This is a genomic window from Serratia sp. CY83965 (assembly GCF_052166375.1).
In the GTDB taxonomy this organism is placed as follows: Bacteria; Pseudomonadota; Gammaproteobacteria; order Enterobacterales; family Enterobacteriaceae; genus Serratia; species Serratia marcescens.
Genome location: NZ_JBJNOV010000001.1, coordinates 22,890 through 36,474, shown reverse-complemented (window position 1 = coordinate 36,474; position 13,585 = coordinate 22,890). Strand labels below are relative to the sequence as shown.

Genomic DNA, 13,585 nt, shown 5'->3' with positions numbered 1-13,585 from the left:
TCTGCGCGCTTAACGCAAAAAGCCGGCGACTCGCCGGCTTTTTTATTCCCAAGGTAGCGCCAACTGCCGCTCCAGCTGCGGATCGAGCAGCGTCACATGCAGCCCCACCAGCCGCACGCCGCGCCCTTCTCGCCGCTCGCGCCACGCCTGCCGCGCCACCTCCAGCAAATCCTGCCGGTTCAGCACCGGGAACACGTGCTCCTGAGTGGTTTGCTGAAAATCCTGAAACTTCAGCTTCACGCCTTGCCGGGCGATGTGCAGATCCGGCTTCACCTTGCGCAGCCGCATCTCCAGCTCGGGGTAGAGTTTGTCGATAATCAGCGTTTCGCAGTCTTCCCAATCGTGAATGTCTTCCGCCAACGTGCGCTCCACCCCCACCGATTTACGCAGCCGCTCCGCCGAGATTTCGCGCCGATCGATGCCCTGACACCGCTCCCACAGCACCCGGCCGAACTTGCCGAAACGCTTGAGCAACTGCGCCAAATCGTATTGCTGCACGTCAGCGCAGGTGATGAGCCCCACCTCTTCCAGCCGCTTGGCGGTCACCTTGCCGACGCCGGGGATCTTGCTGAGCGGCAGCTGCTGCAAAAACGCCGGTACCTGCGCCGGCGTGATCACGTATTGCCCGTTCGGCTTGTTCATCTCGGAGGCGATTTTAGCGAGAAACTTGATTGGCGCGATGCCGGCCGACGCGGTGAGGTTCAGCTCGTCGGCGATCGCCTGACGGATCTCCTGGGCGATCAGCGTCGCCGAACCGTTGCATTGTGGGCTGTCGGTCACGTCGAGATAGGCTTCATCGAGCGACAGCGGCTCGATCAACGGGGTGTAGCGGGCGAAGATTTCACGGATGTGTTGCGAAGCCTCTTTGTAGGCCGCCATGCGCCCCGGCAGCAGGGTGAGATGCGGACACAGCTTGAGCGCCATCGCCGTGGACATGGCGCTATGCACGCCGTAGCGCCGCGCCGGGTAGTTGGCGGTGCTGATCACCCCGCGCCGATCGGCGCTGCCGCCAATCGCCAGCGGGATATCGCGCAGGCTGGGATCGTCGCGCATTTCCACCGCCGCGAAGAAGCAGTCCATATCGACATGAATGATTTTACGCATCGCACCCTCCAGTAACACTGTATAAGTATACAGTCAGATACCGAAAGCTCAAGGCCGCAGGCTTCGATGAAAGCGCCGTTTCCGCCAGATATTTCCGCGTTGTTAAAAAAGCTTAATTTTTCAATAGTATGATTTCCGCCATCCCGTGCGGCTCACCACAACGATAACGACAAGGTACTCTACATGATCAGATTTTCTCATTGGCTGCTGGCTTCCGCACTGTCGCTGAGCGCGCTGGCGGCCAGCGCCGCCGCCGGTCACGCGCCGGCGATCGTCGCCCATCGCGGCGGCACCGCCGATGCGCCGGAGAATACCCGCATCGCCATCGAAACCGCGCTGAAAAACGGCGCCGACGCCATCTGGATCACCCTGCAAGCATCCAAAGACGGCGTCATCGTGCTGTATCGCCCCTCGGATCTGAAGGCGCTGACCAACCGGCAGGGCCCGGTTTCTGCCTATACTGCCGCGCAGTTGGCCGAGACCGATGCCGGCTGGGCGTTCGCCAAAGGCGATGCGCATCCGTTCCGCGGCCAGGGCATCGGCATTCCGCGGCTGGATGAGGTGTTGAAGGCCTTTCCGCGCGTGACTTTCTATCTGGACATCAAATCCCCGGATGCCGATCCGGCGCAGTTTGGCCAGGCGCTGCTGGCGACGCTGGAAAGCACCGACAGCCTGAATCGCACCCGCGTCTACTCTACCGACGCCAAATACCTGCAGGCGCTGCCGCCGGCCATCCCGCGCTTCGAAAGCCGCGACGAAACCCGCACGCTGCTGGCCAACGTCACCATGGCGCACCAGTGCGATGTCAAACCGGACAACCGGCAGCCGCGCTGGTACGGGCTGGAGCTGAAGCGCGAGGTGGAAGTGGTGGAGAAGTACACCCTCGGCGAAGGGCGGTCGAAGGCGTTTCTGACCTGGGATAAAGAGTCGATGGATTGTTTCCGCTCGCAGGGCCCGGCGCAGATCATTCTGTTCGGCGTCAACACGCCGCAGGCGTATCAGCAGGCGCTGGCGCTGGGCGCCGACGGCGTGATGGTCAACTCGCCGGCCGAGGCGAAAAGTTTCCGCAAGGCGAAATAAATCACCGGTTACGGCATAAGGCGGTTCGTCATCCCGCCTTATGCCCGTATGGCTTTCAATATCCGTTAGCGAGCAGGAACCACCTGGATGGTGCTATTTTCATAGCGAACACTAAACCCAGCACCGAATAGCCGGGCGGCAGGCTCAAGACCTTTACTTCGTTTATCCCGCGACAACAGCGTCACCGATATCCCGTAAGACTTCCCGCCTTCGAATTTATAGTTATCGTCGGGAATGCACGTAGCCGCGGTGACCGCAGGCATCTCGTTATCCGCGAAGTGCTTGCCGAAGATAGCATTGGCGTTGCCGATTTCTTCGATAATGACGCCGGCCAAGCGTTCGTCCCCTTCAGGTTGAACCCGCACACAAACGTGGTTATCAACGACAGTGACGTTGGCCGCGTAGTTTTTTGGCCTCGGATCGTTCATGTGCATGCAGCCGACGAGCAACAAAATTAGCGTTCCAGCCAAAATAATGCGGTTCATCCTGTTACCTCTGCTTAAGAAACTGAGAAAGCGCATATTCGTATTTTCTGGCGATCGTTTTATCCGTTACGCCCTGAAAATTCACGCCATTGTTAATCGCACCCAGCCAGATAGTGTAACCATACTTCTTCAGGAACCAATAATCAGCGATGATTGAAGCCTGCTGTTCCATGGAGTAGTTATGCAACAGCTGTTTACCATCGAGTCGATATTTGTATTCAGCAGCCCAACTCAATAACCCTCGGGTTCTCACCCACATGCCTTTTTGGTGCTGCCAGACATGGCTCATTTCGTGGATAAATACATGCTGGAAACCTGCAGCGGCCGTGGAAAAATCAGCCTTATATAAGGCTTGTCTAAACCAGACTTCTCCGTTGGGTGCCATCGCCGTTCTGTTGGCTTGCAGCCCAAACGGCAGATAGCTATCGCAGTGAACAAACACTTTTTCATAGAAAACTGACCTGCCAAACACGGAACGGGCCAAATTAATTTCACCCACCGTTAACCCCCGTTTTATCCCTTCTTGTTGTTGTCCCATCCTGGAACTCCCTAAATCCAAAAGAAACCTAATGAGACGACATTTTAACCAATCAAGTCAACAAGCTAACCTAATGATAAATATCAGGAATATTCGAATAATTCTAAAATGAGAGATGTATCAACCTTACGATTTAATCCTGAGCAAGATTAAAGATTACGATGGGCGTTTTAGCGATTTCGTTAAATCAAAAGAAGTCTGGTTCTGGCAGGTGATATGAAACGAATAGCAGCAATTATTGCCGGTGCGATAATAGGTATCGGCCTCATGCTCCTGGCTTTTCCCTTTCTCTCAGACTGGATTATTGGCCACGTTGAGGGCGAGGATCAGATGTCGGCTAACTTCGAGTTGCTGGCGATTGACCTAGTGTTATGCTGTTTCATGGACGGTGTACTCGGCAACCTGGCCTATTCAAAATCAAATAACTCCCCCAAATAAAAAAACCCGGCCAGGGCCGGGCTTTCACTTCGCTACAGAATGCGGTGCTTTTCCAACTGCTCGCGCCGCTGCGCCGCTTTGGCTTCGCGCTTTTTGCGCGCATCGCACGGCTCCGGGCAGTCGCAGACTTTCTCCATGCCCAGCGCGGTGATGCCGCCGCAGCTGCCCTGCAGGCTTTTGCGTTTGAACACATAGCCCAGCGACATGCCGCCGACGATCAGCAGGAACAACACGAAAGTAGCGGCGAATACCGTCAACATAGCAACCTCACGAACGCTTTTTCAGATAGGGCTTGAACGCGTCTGAATAACGCTCCTCAAACCCGTCGGCGGTTTTCACGATCATGAACACCGGAATGCCGAGCAGGTTGGCCAGCGCCATGCCGCGCTCCGGCCCCATCACGTTCAGGCCGGTGGACAGGCCGTCGGCGGTCATGCAGGTCGGGCTCAGCACGGTGATCGACACCAGCCGATGATGGATCGGGCGCCCGGTGATCGGATCGATGGTGTGCGAATAGCGCACCCCGTCCTGCTCGAAGTAGTTGCGATAGTCACCCGAGGTGGCGATCGACATCTCCCCCGGTTGGATCACCAGCTGCGCCTGCTGCTGCGCGCCGGTGGTCGGGCGCTCGATGGCGATGCGCCACGGCTTTTGCTCGCCGTTATGCCCGCGCGTGCGCACCTCGCCGCCGATATCCACCATGTAGTTCTTCACATGCCGGGACTGCAGATATTCCGCCACCACGTCCACGCCATATCCTTTGGCGATCGACGACAGATCGACGTACAGCTCGGGGATGCTTTTCACCAGCGCGCTGCCCTGCACCGCCAGTTTGTCGGCGCCGGTCCAGGCGCGGCGGTGCGCCAGCTCCGCCTCGCTCGGCACCTTATCCGGCCGCCCTTCCGGGCCGAAGCCCCACAGGTTGACCAGCGGCCCGACGGTCACGTCCAGCGCGCCATCGGTGACGCGATTGATGCGCAGCGCTTCGCGCACCACTTCGGCGGTGGCCGGCGAAACCGGGAACGGCCGGTCAATGTCGCGGCTGGCGTTGAAGCGGCTGAGCTCGGAATCCGGCCGGTAGGTGGACATCTGATCGTTCACCTGTTCCAGCCGTTTGTCGATCTCCGCCTGCATCTCGCGCGCCGACGGCGTATTGTCGCCGGCCACGTAACGGATCGAATACGAGGTGCCCATGGTTTTACCCGTCAGATCCACCTGTTCCGGCCCGCAGCCGGTCAGCAGCAGGGTGGCGCTCAGCGCCACGCCCGCCAGCCAGTTCTTCGTCGCCAATGCGCGCAATTTAGCCACCAAAGTCATCCAGCATGATGTTTTCGTCTTCGACGCCCAGATCTTTGAGCATCTTGATCACCGCGGCGTTCATCATCGGCGGCCCGCACATGTAAAACTCGCAGTCTTCCGGCGCCGGGTGGTTCTTCAGGTAGTTCTCCAGCAGAACATTATGGATAAAGCCGGTGTAGCCGGTCCAGTTATCTTCCGGCTGCGGATCCGACAGCGCCACGTGCCAGGTGAAGTTTTCGTTCTCCGCCTGCAGCTGGTTGAAATCGTCTTCATAGAACATCTCGCGCAGCGAACGCGCGCCGTACCAGAAAGTGATCTTGCGCTTCGAGTTCAGACGCTTGAGCTGATCGAAGATGTGCGAGCGCATCGGCGCCATGCCTGCGCCGCCGCCGATGAAGATCATTTCGGCGTCGGTGTCCTTGGCGAAGAACTCGCCGAACGGCCCGGAGATGGTCACCTTGTCGCCCGGCTTCAGCGACCAGATATAGGAAGACATGATGCCCGGCGGCACGTCCGGATTGTTCGGCGGCGGCGTGGCGATACGCACGTTGAGCATGATGATGCCCTTTTCTTCCGGGTAGTTGGCCATCGAGTAGGCGCGCACCGTGGTGTCGTTCACCGTCGAGCGGTAGCGGAACAGGTTGAACTTGTCCCAGTCGCCGCGATACTCCTGCGGCACGTCGAAGTCGGCATAGCTGATGTCGTGCGCCGGCGCTTCGATCTGGATGAAGCCGCCCGCGCGGAACGGCACGTCTTCGCCATCGGGGATCTTCAGCTTCAGCTCTTTGATAAAGGTCGCTTTGTTATCGTTGGAGATAACCTCGCACTCCCATTTCTTCACGCCGAAGATCTCTTCCGGCAGTTCGATCTTCAGGTTCTGCTTCACGTTCACCTGGCACGCCAGGCGACAACCCTCTTTCGCTTCGCGCTTGTTGATGTGCGAGAGCTCGGTCGGCAGGATATCGCCGCCGCCCTCTTTGATCACCACCCGGCACTGGCCGCAGGAACCGCCGCCGCCACAGGCCGAGGAGACGAAAATCCCCTGGCTGGAGAGCATGTTGAGCAGCTTGTCGCCCGCCGGCGCATGGAAGCTCTTATCCAGATCGCCGTTGATTTCCACCGCGATGTCGCCGGTATTCACCAGCTTCGACTTGGCGAACAGGATCAGCAACACCAGCACCATCACGATGGCGGTGAACATTGCTACGCCTAAAATAATTTCCATAAATTCTTCCCGCCTTTACAACTGAACACCGGAGAAGGACATGAAGCCCAGCGCCATCAGTCCGGTGGTGATAAAGGTAATGCCCAGGCCGCGCAGCCCTGCCGGCACGTTGGCATACTTGAGTTTTTCGCGGATCCCCGCCATGGCGACGATCGCCAGCATCCAGCCGGTGCCGGAACCAAAGCCGTACACCACCGATTCGGCGAAGTTGTAGTCGCGCTGCACCATGAAGGACACGCCGCCGAAGATGGCGCAGTTCACGGTGATGAGCGGCAGGAAGATGCCGAGCGCGTTATACAGCGACGGGAAGAAACGATCGAGGATCATCTCCAGAATCTGCACCAGCGCCGCAATCACGCCGATGAAGGTGATGAAGTTGAGGAAGCTCAGATCGACGCCTTCCACCAGCGCGCCGTCGCGCAGGATCAGGTTGTAGACCAGGTTGTTCACCGGCACCGAAATGCCGAGCACGATGGTCACCGCGATGCCCAGGCCAAAGGCGGTCGAGACCTTCTTCGACACCGCCAGGAAGGTACACATCCCGAGGAAGAACGCCAGCGCCATGTTCTCAACGAACACCGCGCGCACAAACAGGCTGATATAGTGTTCCATCGGCCTTTACTCCTTTTCGATCTGCGCCGGCTTCAGGGTGCGCAGCACCCAGATCAGCAGGCCGATGATGAAGAACGCGCTCGGCGCCAGCAGGAACAGGCCGTTCGGCTGATACCAGCCGCCGTTCTGCACCGTTTCCAGCACCGGCACGCCGAACAGCTTGCCGGAGCCGATCAGCTCGCGCAGGAAACCGACCAGCACCAGGATCACCCCGTAACCCAGCCCGTTGCCGATGCCGTCCATAAAGCTCTCGATCGGCGGCGACTTCATGGCGTAGGCCTCGGCGCGCCCCATCACGATGCAGTTGGTGATGATCAGGCCGACGAACACCGACAGCTGCTTGGAGATCTCGAACGCATAAGCGCGCAGCAGCTGATCGACCACGATCACCAGCGAGGCGATGATCGCCATCTGCACGATGATGCGCACGCTGTTGGGAATATGATGACGGATCAGCGAGATGAAGAAGCTGGAGAACGCGGTCACCAGCGTCACCGCAATGGTCATCACCACCGCCGTCTCCAGCTTGGTGGTCACCGCCAGCGCCGAACAGACGCCCAGCACCTGCAGGGCGATCGGGTTATTGTCGAACAGCGGCCCCAGCAGGACCCGCTTTATCTCTTTGGAATCAGCCATTTTTCAGCGCTCCTTCACGAACTTTTTTCAGGAACGGGCCGAAGCCGTGCTCGCCCAACCAGAAATCAAACGTATGCTGTACGCCGTTGGAGGTCAGCGTGGCGCCGGACAGGCCGTCCACACCATGCACATCCCCCTGACGCGCGCCGCCTTTCACCACGCGGATCGCCGGCTGGCCATTGTCGTCGAACAGCTGCTTGCCGACCCACTGCTGGCGCCAGGACGGGTTCTCGACCTCCCCGCCCAGCCCCGGGGTTTCCCCCTGGTCGTAGTAGGTGATGCCCTTGACCGTGTTGCCGTCATTATCCAGCGCCACGAAGGCGTACATCATCGACCACAGACCGGTGCCGTATACCGGCAGCACAATCTTGTTCACCTGGCCGCTTTCATCGCGCACCAGGTAGATTTCTGCCAGGTTGCTGCGGCGCTTGATGCCGGCCGGATCGTCGCCCGCCGCCAGCGCCACGCTTTTGGCGTCGTCGCGCAGCGCGGCGCCCAGATCGAACGCCGCCGCCTTGCCGGCGACAAACTCGCCGCTGTTCAGATCCACCAGGCGCGGTTCGATGCGCTCGCTGTACAGGCGCTTGACCTGCTCGCTCTCCATTTTCGGCTGCAACAGGCCGGCTACGTCGAGAATATTGCGCTGCTTGTCGAGCAGCTTTTGCTCCTGCTGTTTGGACTTCAGGCCGACGGCGGAGCCCGCCACCACCACTGAACACACCAGACACAGCAGCAGCACTACCAGCAGCGTTTTACCGATGCCGTCGTTTTTCGCTTCATTCGCCACGGGCTTTTCTCCGCTTGATGTTGGCCTGCACCACCAGGTAATCGAACAGCGGCGCGAACAGGTTGGCGAACAGGATCGCCAGCATCATGCCTTCCGGATAGGCGGGGTTGACTACCCTAATCAGCACGCACATCACGCCAATCAGAATGCCGTACCACCATTTCCCCTTATTGGTGAAGGAGGCGGAAACCGGGTCGGTCGCCATAAAGATCATGCCGAAAGCGAAGCCGCCCAGCACCAGATGCCAGTACCACGGCATGGCGAACATCGGGTTGGTGTCCGAACCGATGGCGTTGAACAACAGGGCGGAAGCCACCATGCCGAGCATTACGCCGGCGACGATGCGCCAGGAGGCCACGCGGCCGAACAGGATAATCGCCCCGCCGATCAGGATCATCAGCGTGGACACCTCACCGATCGAGCCGGGAATGTTGCCGAGGAAAGCGTCCAGCCAGCTGATGGACTGGCCGGTGGCCACGTTGCTCAGGCTGTGCGCCCCGCCCGCGCTCCACTGCGCCAGCGGCGTCGCGCCGGAGAAACCGTCCGCGGAGGTCCACACCAAATCGCCGGAGATCTGCGCCGGGTAGGCGAAGAACAGGAAGGCGCGGCCGGCCAGCGCCGGGTTGAGGAAGTTGCGCCCGGTGCCGCCGAAGATCTCTTTGGCCACCACCACGCCGAAGGTGATGCCCAGCGCGGCCTGCCACAGCGGCAGGGTCGGCGGCACGATCAGCGCGAACAGGATGGACGTGACGAAGAAGCCTTCGTTGACCTCATGCTTGCGGATAATGGCGAACAGCACTTCCCAGAAGCCGCCGACGACGAACACCACGGCGTAGATCGGCAGGAAGTAACAGGCGCCCAGCACCATCTTGCTGACCCAGCCGGCGTCGGCCGCCAGCGAGGCGCCGAGCCACTGCGCCAGGCGATAATGCCAGTCGCCCGCCAGCACCTGTTGCAGCGCGTCGCCGCTGTACAGATGGTGCAGCGCCGGGATTGCCTGCTGGCCGACGTTGTACATGCCCCAGAACATCGCCGGGAACACCGCCAGCCACACCAGGATCATCATGCGTTTCAAATCGATGGCGTCGCGCACGTGCGAAGCGCCGCGCGTCACCGTGCCGGGGGTGTAAAATACCGTAGTGGTCGCTTCATACAGCGGGTACCACTTTTCCAGTTTGCCGCCCGGCGTGAAGTGATGCTCTATCTTCTCGAAATAATTCTTCAGGCCCATCGGTTATCCTTCCTGCTCAATCTTGGTCAGCACCTCGCGCAGCACCGGCGCGTACTCATACTTGCCGGGGCAAACGAAGGTGCACAGCGCCAGATCTTCCTCATCCAGTTCCAGGCAGCCCAGCGCTTGCGCGCTGTCGCTGTCGCCCGCCAGCAAATCGCGCAGCAGCAGCGTCGGCAAAATATCCAGCGGCATCACCCGCTCATAGTTGCCGATCGGCACCATGGCGCGCTCGCCGCCGTTAGTGGTGGTTGAGAAAGCGAACAGTTTGTTCTTCAGGAAGTGGCCCAGCGTGGTGCGGGTAATGGAGAATTTGTTCGGCGAGGGCACGATCCAACCGAACAGCTCTTTGTCGCGCCCTTCCTCCAACACCGACACCTGCGAGTGGAAGCGGCCGAGCCAGGCGTTCGGCCCGGCGGCGTGCATGCCGTTCAGCACCGAACCGGAGATCACCCGATTCTCGCCGCCTTTCAGGCGGCCGGCGGTCAGCTCATCGAGGCTGGCCCCCAGGCGGGTGCGTAGCAGCGCCGGCTGCGCCACCTGCGGCCCGGCCAGCGCCACCACACGGCGGGTATCGAGCTTGCCGGTGGTGAACAGCGTGCCGATGGCGATGACATCCTGGTAACCGATGTGCCAAACGATTTTCTTCAGGCTGACCGGTTCAAGGAAATGAATGTGGGTGCCCGCCAGCCCGGCGGGATGCGGGCCGGCGAATTCGCTGTAGGCGATCTGCGAGCCGCTTTGCTGCCCAACCGAGGCGCCGGCGGCGTGGCATACGTGTACCTTGCCCGCCGTTAGGCGCGCCAACACCACCAGCCCGGCGTTAAACGCCGCCTGCTGTTCGGCGATGATCACCTGCGGGTCGGCGGCCAACGGCTGGGTATCCATCGCGGTGACGAAAATGGCGCGCGGCTCGCTGCCGGGGCTCGGCGTTTTGCTGAACGGACGGGTGCGCAGCGCGGTCCACAGGCCGCTGGCGATCAGTTCGCTTTCGACCTGTTCACGCGGCAGCTGGCTCAGTTCACCCAGCGGGTAGTGCGCAAACTCGAGCTGATCGTCGCCGCCGTTTTCCAGCGCAATCACCACCGATTGCAATACGCGCCGCTCGCCGCGGTTAATCGCGGCGATGCGGCCGCTGGCGGGTGCCGTGAAGAAAACCCCGGGGTTTTTCTTATCTTCGAACAACGCCTGGCCTTTCTTAACGGTATCGCCTTCCTGCACCAGCATGGAGGGGCGCATTCCGACATACTCTTCCCCAAGCAGGGCGACATGCTGAATGTTCGGGCCATCTTGGATCGCCTGAACCGGAACCCCGGCTATCGGCAGATCTAACCCTTTTCTGATCTTAATCATAGGATTTATACGATGTAGTTTGGTTTACACGTCTGCCCGGCCCCAGAGGCGGGTGCGGACGATGCCAGGATTGCCGGGCAGTGCGCACGACGGCACGCCCAACATGAACTTTCTCGCAGTGAATATATGGGGTAACGCGCATTCCCTTGATTCCCCCCTCTCCGTTATTTGCGTGACAATCGATGTGTTAACGGCCTGTAGCCAAATAACCACCGAAACGGCCGGGTTATATGCCATAACCCCCGCCGCTTCAATCGCCACCGCGCGTTAAATTGAAGAGAGAATATTAACATTGTTCGCAACATTGTTCTGCGTTCCGTCGTGACTTGGGTCAAGCAAACGCAATTAAATTTCGCCTGTTTTTCACTACTTATCGTTAAAATCTGCCGGTCATTTCACTTTTATCGAGCTTTGTCGTTTTTTTATACATATCACGTATTGCTAAAAATAAACGCGCTGGTAATCTGGCGGTGTTTTGCAGCAGTAAAAACAATAATCAGTGGCATGCTGGCCAGGTTGATTACGCCGGCAGATAAATATAAGCAGGAATTATAATGAGCAAAATCGCGCTGTTGTTTGCGATGCTTGTTTCTATGCCGATGATCACGGCCTGCAGCGCCAGCGAGCAGGTACCCGAAGCGCCGGTAGTTAAACAGCAATTATTGGGTTCGCCGGTCTATATTCAGATCTTCAAAGAGGAACGCAAGCTGGAATTGTATGCCAGAATGGGCAATGAATTCCGCCTGGTCAACACGTTCCCGATCTGTAATTTCTCCGGCGGGCTGGGTCCTAAACGTCGTGAAGGCGACTTTAAAAGTCCTGAAGGCTTTTATAGCGTTGACGCGCGCCATCTGAAACCCGACAGCAAGTATTATCGGGCGATCAATATCGGTTTCCCTAACGATTACGATAAGTCGCAGGGCTATTCCGGCGCTTATCTGATGATCCACGGCGAATGTAAATCGATCGGCTGTTACGCGATGACCAACACCTATATGGATGAGATCTATCGCTACGTCGAAGCCGCCTTCGCCTATGGCCAAAGCCGCGTCGACATCAGCATCTACCCGTTCCGCATGACCGAACAGAACCTGAAACGCCATGCGTCATCCAGCTATATCGCCTTCTGGCGCCAGCTGAAGCCGGGCTATGATTACTTCGCGAAGAACCGCCAACCGCCGACAATGGGCGTGGTCAATGGCCAGTACGTCTTGGGTCAACCGCTGATGAGCAGCGGCGGCATGATGACGCAGTACGCGTCAGCCAGCCCGACGCCCAACACCAACCCCTTCGCTCAGAACAAGCCGCTCACCGAAGTGAAATAACGCGAACTCGCCTGGCTCAATCTTGTGCCAGGTTTCGTTAGCGGTCAGCGGTTGGGTGGCGATCACCGTGACCACATCGTTCGGTGTGGTCTGTTGCTGAAAATCAATCTCCACGTCCTGATCAAGCAGCGTCGCCTTGCCGAACGGCGCGCGGCGCGTAATCCAATACAGGTTGGTGGAGCAATACGCCATCACGAAGCGCCCGTCCGACAACAGCATATTGAATACCCCTTTCTTGCGCAGTTGGCTCGCCAACAGGCCAATGTAGCGGAATACCGCCGGCCACTGGCTCGGGGTGCGCGGATATTTCAGCGCCAGCTGGTGCAGCAGCCAGCAGAAGGCATATTCGCTGTCAGTCTGGCCGACCGGGCGGAACGTGCCGGTATCCAACTGACGATAGCCTTTCAATTGGCCGTTGTGCGCGTAGGTCCAGTTGCGGCCCCACAGTTCGCGGGTGAACGGATGGGTGTTTTCCAACGCCACTTCGCCGCGGTTGGCCTGGCGAATATGGGACACCACCGCGCAAGACTTGATCGGGTAGTCCTGCACCAGGCGGGCGATCGGCGAGTTGAAGCTCGGCTGCGGATCCTTGAATGTGCGGCAGCCGTTCCCTTCATAGAAGGTAATGCCCCAGCCATCCTTATGCGGCCCGGTGCGGCCGCCGCGCTGTACCAGGCCGGTAAAGCTGAAGCAGATATCGGTCGGTACGTTTGCGCTCATCCCGAGCAGTTCACACATCGCCAGCACTCCTTAACCACACTGACACAGACTGTGCGGGCACGGCATACATGCGGCGCCCGCAGTCTTATTCATGGGGAGCCGCAGCCCCCCGAAGGCTATTACGCCTTAACCATCTCTTTTTCGATCAGCTGAATCAAGATGTGAATCGCTTTAATGTGGATTTCCTGAATGCGATCGGCGTAACCGAAGTGCGGCACGCGAATTTCCACATCGGCGGAACCCGCCATCTTGCCGCCGTCCTTGCCGGTCAGGGTGATCACTTTCATCCCCTTGGCACGCGCCGCATCGATAGCCTTGATGATGTTGCCGGAGTTGCCGGAGGTGGAAATGCCCAGCAGCACGTCGCCTTCGCGGCCCACCGCTTCCACATAGCGCGAGAACACATACTCATAGCCGAAGTCGTTGCTGACGCAGGACAGGTGGCTCACGTCCGAGATGGCAATCGCCGGGTAGCCCGGGCGGTTTTCGCGGTAGCGGCCGGTCAGCTCTTCGGCGAAATGCATCGCGTCGCAATGGGAACCGCCGTTGCCGCAGGAAATCACTTTACCGCCGGCTTTGAAGGAATCCGCCAGCAGCACCGCCGCGCGTTGGATGGCGTCGATGTTGGCGTCGTCATTGATAAATTTCGCCAGGGTATCAGCCGCTTCGTTCAGTTCACTGCGAATAAGGTCGTGGTACATGAGGAACCTCTTGTTATCGTCAAATCTTCCGCTCCGCAGTGTACCGGATCG

Annotated in this window: 16 protein-coding genes; 3 read left to right on the top strand and 13 right to left on the bottom strand. The window is 59.1% G+C overall.

What is annotated here, in order from left to right:
• Positions 1 to 42: 42 nt before the first annotated feature.
• Positions 43 to 1,104 (bottom strand): DNA polymerase IV, encoded by a 1,062-nt coding sequence (gene dinB, locus ACJ8PL_RS00195; RefSeq protein ID WP_016928981.1) that lies wholly within the window; start codon positions 1,102 to 1,104, stop codon positions 43 to 45.
• 183 nt (positions 1,105 to 1,287) lie between these two features.
• Between dinB and ACJ8PL_RS00190 the strand changes: the two genes are divergently transcribed.
• Positions 1,288 to 2,184, top strand: a complete 897-nt coding sequence (locus ACJ8PL_RS00190; protein ID WP_240293890.1) for a glycerophosphodiester phosphodiesterase family protein — start codon at positions 1,288 to 1,290, stop codon at positions 2,182 to 2,184.
• A gap of 65 nt (positions 2,185 to 2,249) precedes the next feature.
• On the opposite strand, the gene ACJ8PL_RS00185 is transcribed toward ACJ8PL_RS00190, so the two are convergent.
• Both ACJ8PL_RS00185 and ACJ8PL_RS00180 read right to left on the bottom strand, forming a co-directional pair.
• The gene (locus ACJ8PL_RS00185) at positions 2,250 to 2,669 is read right to left on the bottom strand and encodes a putative T6SS immunity periplasmic lipoprotein (protein WP_117287617.1); all 420 of its coding nucleotides are present in this window, start codon (positions 2,667 to 2,669) and stop codon (positions 2,250 to 2,252) included.
• A 4-nt stretch (positions 2,670 to 2,673) separates the two neighbouring features.
• Positions 2,674 to 3,207 (bottom strand): hypothetical protein, encoded by a 534-nt coding sequence (locus tag ACJ8PL_RS00180; protein WP_016928984.1) that lies wholly within the window; start codon positions 3,205 to 3,207, stop codon positions 2,674 to 2,676.
• Between the two features lie 216 nt (positions 3,208 to 3,423).
• Here ACJ8PL_RS00180 and ACJ8PL_RS00175 point away from each other — a divergent pair, with 216 nt between their 5' ends.
• The gene (locus ACJ8PL_RS00175) at positions 3,424 to 3,645 is read left to right on the top strand and encodes a hypothetical protein (protein ID WP_016928986.1); all 222 of its coding nucleotides are present in this window, start codon (positions 3,424 to 3,426) and stop codon (positions 3,643 to 3,645) included.
• 32 nt (positions 3,646 to 3,677) lie between these two features.
• On the opposite strand, the gene nqrM is transcribed toward ACJ8PL_RS00175, so the two are convergent.
• From nqrM to ACJ8PL_RS00135, 8 genes are read right to left on the bottom strand one after another with little or no spacing between them, the layout of a single operon-like run.
• Positions 3,678 to 3,905 (bottom strand): (Na+)-NQR maturation NqrM, encoded by a 228-nt coding sequence (gene nqrM / locus ACJ8PL_RS00170; RefSeq protein WP_016928987.1) that lies wholly within the window; start codon positions 3,903 to 3,905, stop codon positions 3,678 to 3,680.
• 7 nt (positions 3,906 to 3,912) lie between these two features.
• Positions 3,913 to 4,962: an FAD:protein FMN transferase gene (locus ACJ8PL_RS00165; protein ID WP_117287619.1), complete on the bottom strand. Its 1,050-nt coding sequence runs from the start codon at positions 4,960 to 4,962 to the stop codon at positions 3,913 to 3,915.
• Entirely contained in the window at positions 4,946 to 6,169 is a 1,224-nt protein-coding gene (gene nqrF, locus ACJ8PL_RS00160; RefSeq protein ID WP_028127828.1) for an NADH:ubiquinone reductase (Na(+)-transporting) subunit F, read from the bottom strand. Before nqrF ends, ACJ8PL_RS00165 begins: the two co-directional genes overlap by 17 nt.
• A 15-nt stretch (positions 6,170 to 6,184) precedes the next feature.
• Positions 6,185 to 6,781: an NADH:ubiquinone reductase (Na(+)-transporting) subunit E gene (nqrE, locus tag ACJ8PL_RS00155; RefSeq protein ID WP_004930235.1), complete on the bottom strand. Its 597-nt coding sequence runs from the start codon at positions 6,779 to 6,781 to the stop codon at positions 6,185 to 6,187.
• 6 nt (positions 6,782 to 6,787) lie between these two features.
• Complete coding sequence (locus ACJ8PL_RS00150) at positions 6,788 to 7,417, bottom strand: NADH:ubiquinone reductase (Na(+)-transporting) subunit D (RefSeq protein WP_004930232.1); 630 nt, start codon at positions 7,415 to 7,417, stop codon at positions 6,788 to 6,790.
• A complete protein-coding gene (locus ACJ8PL_RS00145) occupies positions 7,410 to 8,204 on the bottom strand; it encodes a Na(+)-translocating NADH-quinone reductase subunit C (RefSeq protein WP_016928990.1) in 795 nt (264 codons plus the stop codon). Before ACJ8PL_RS00145 ends, ACJ8PL_RS00150 begins: the two co-directional genes overlap by 8 nt.
• Positions 8,194 to 9,435, bottom strand: a complete 1,242-nt coding sequence (locus tag ACJ8PL_RS00140; RefSeq protein WP_016928991.1) for an NADH:ubiquinone reductase (Na(+)-transporting) subunit B — start codon at positions 9,433 to 9,435, stop codon at positions 8,194 to 8,196. The genes ACJ8PL_RS00145 and ACJ8PL_RS00140 overlap by 11 nt, the downstream gene beginning before the upstream one ends.
• A 3-nt stretch (positions 9,436 to 9,438) precedes the next feature.
• Positions 9,439 to 10,788: a Na(+)-translocating NADH-quinone reductase subunit A gene (locus ACJ8PL_RS00135; RefSeq protein ID WP_028128252.1), complete on the bottom strand. Its 1,350-nt coding sequence runs from the start codon at positions 10,786 to 10,788 to the stop codon at positions 9,439 to 9,441.
• A 554-nt stretch (positions 10,789 to 11,342) separates the two neighbouring features.
• Between ACJ8PL_RS00135 and dpaA the strand changes: the two genes are divergently transcribed.
• A complete protein-coding gene (dpaA, locus tag ACJ8PL_RS00130) occupies positions 11,343 to 12,113 on the top strand; it encodes a peptidoglycan meso-diaminopimelic acid protein amidase (RefSeq protein WP_004930225.1) in 771 nt (256 codons plus the stop codon).
• Here the strand turns inward: dpaA and ACJ8PL_RS00125 are convergent.
• Positions 12,048 to 12,851 (bottom strand): class II glutamine amidotransferase, encoded by an 804-nt coding sequence (locus ACJ8PL_RS00125; protein ID WP_004930222.1) that lies wholly within the window; start codon positions 12,849 to 12,851, stop codon positions 12,048 to 12,050. The two genes, dpaA and ACJ8PL_RS00125, sit on opposite strands and share 66 nt — an antisense overlap.
• Before the next feature lie 101 nt (positions 12,852 to 12,952).
• On the bottom strand, positions 12,953 to 13,534 hold the full coding sequence (gene lpcA / locus ACJ8PL_RS00120) for a D-sedoheptulose 7-phosphate isomerase (protein ID WP_004930220.1): 582 nt from the start codon (positions 13,532 to 13,534) through the stop codon (positions 12,953 to 12,955).
• Between the last annotated feature and the right edge of the window lie 51 nt (positions 13,535 to 13,585).